The sequence below is a fragment of the Candidatus Aegiribacteria sp. genome (assembly GCA_021108005.1).
Classification (GTDB): Bacteria; Fermentibacterota; Fermentibacteria; order Fermentibacterales; family JCC-6; genus Aegiribacteria.
Genome location: JAIORS010000148.1, coordinates 1 through 2,002, shown reverse-complemented (window position 1 = coordinate 2,002; position 2,002 = coordinate 1). Strand labels below are relative to the sequence as shown.

The window sequence follows — 2,002 nt, the reverse complement described above, 5'->3', positions numbered from 1 at the left end:
TTCCATCAACGGGAACACTTACCCAAGCTTTCCTTGTGGTAAGATAAAAGAATGCAGGGGGAGGGATTTCAATCTCTCCCCCTGCTACCTTTCACACCGCGCAAATAGTTGAACTTACACAGGCCAGTTGTCTCCCTCTGACAATTCTCCCCGTTCAATAAGCCAGAGCCTCGCGGCTTCAGCTACTCCTCCCTCGTTCACCGAAGGCACTTCCCGGAAACGGGTCCTGAGATGCTCGGGGGAATCCTCAACAACAAAGGCATGTCCTGCCCATTCAAGAAGATCGTGATCGTTGTAATCGTTTCCTACCGCGGCAGCATCTTCGCCTGAAAGGCCAAATTCGGCAGCGATCAATTTAACTCCGGAACTTTTCGAGACCCCGGCGGGGAATATTTCGATCCACAGTGATTCACCGTCCAGAGGGGATGTAGTCCGCAGAATATTGTAGGATTCACCCAAAGATTCTGCCAGGTTCTCAAGAATGCCCTCCCGCCTGCCGGGAGGAACTACGATAACAATCTGTGTTGAAACGCACTCCTCATCACCGTTCTCAAAAGGCCTGCAGTGATCTGAATAGAGTGCAATTCGTCTTTCAATATCCGGATTGGACCCCGAGCTGTACCTGTATGTAAACACATGGTTGTCAGTGACTGTTCCCTGTATGCAGAAATCGTAACCAAGATCGATAAGTACTTTCACTGCGTGGGATGTAAGGGCGGTATTCATGGATGATGTTCTGAGAAATTCGCCTGTACGGTAATTCTGTATCCTGGCACCGCTGGAAAGTACAAGGTAATCCACCGGCAGAATTCTCTCCCCCATCATTCTGTTAAATGAGAATGGTGACCTTCCCGTTGCTACGACCCTCAGGATATTCATTCGCCCCAGGGTTTCAAGGGCAGCGATATCCATCCGGTGGAAATCACTCCCTGGCAGAAGCAACGTCCCATCCATATCGGTTGCGAATAATCCGATCGGAGCCGAATCCTTATGCATCGAATTTACTATCGGAAGATTTCAATATAACAAGGCTTCCAACAGGAAATCCCGAATGTTCCGCCACAAGGTCGCATTTTACTCTGAATAGGAAATAGATATTGGCATCCGATGAAGAAAGAGATTCGTAGTTGCCCTGCCCTTTGGCAATTATCACATCGGCTTCATCGAAAACGCGCCTGAATTCAGTAGAACAGTCACTTAATACAGTGGCCGGGGCTCCGGATCCGTTATCTATGAGAGTGGCTACCCTGTTCAGACCCGCGGCTTCAGCATCTTTGAGAATCGCATCGTTAATCGCAGGCGCTCCCCTGACAGCTATGATGATCTTTTCCCCGGGGAGCTGTTCGAGGAATTTTCTGTCGAAAACCGTTTCTCCCGCGTTGTCAGCAAGGTATAGAACATTTTCTGCTTCATCAATTTCCGATTTGAGCTGCCCGGGGTCTGCTCCGCAGAGGGGTTCATGAACCACCTCGCTTAAAATGCCTGAGATGTCTTCGTGCGAAACCCTTTCCTTGGCTCCAAGGTCGATGATGTTTCCGGCAATTGCAAGCCTCAGGCCTGACAGAAATCTGTCTTTTGAGTCTTCTATAATCCTGTCCATTTCCGGTTCCATCTTCAGTGCCATTTCCGTATGAATCGCCTTGATTTCTCTGTAGGGATCCTCCACTCCAGTAATGGATACGATTATTCTGCCTATTCCCTGAGCTATCTCGGGGGGTGACTTATCAAGGTCGGTTTCTGACATGTAAGCCAAGCACCGCCGCATAATCTTTTTCTGCATCGCTGAATCGTCTGTGGTCATCATCGCCATTTCCTTTGCCTGGCGTACAAGGCATGGAAGGCATTCAAGTTCGGCTTTCATATATTTCTCCATCCGGATTTTGTAATTTTGGTAAAGCTGATAATAATCAAATTAATGTCTTTCCGCAGTTTTGGCTCCGCTTTTTAACCGGAAAAGGTGTATTCTGAGTATTAGAAAAACAGCGATATTCGATCTTGACGG

Annotated in this window: 2 protein-coding genes; both read right to left on the bottom strand. The window is 48.2% G+C overall.

What is annotated here, in order from left to right:
- Positions 1-114 precede the first annotated feature (114 nt).
- Positions 115-942 carry an HAD family hydrolase gene (locus tag K8S15_09040; GenBank protein ID MCD4776176.1) on the bottom strand — a complete coding sequence of 276 codons (828 nt, stop codon included), beginning with the start codon at positions 940-942 and terminating at the stop codon, positions 115-117.
- Positions 943-988: 46 nt separating this feature from the next.
- Entirely contained in the window at positions 989-1,861 is an 873-nt protein-coding gene (locus K8S15_09035) for an ARMT1-like domain-containing protein (GenBank protein ID MCD4776175.1), read from the bottom strand.
- Positions 1,862-2,002: the final 141 nt, after the last annotated feature.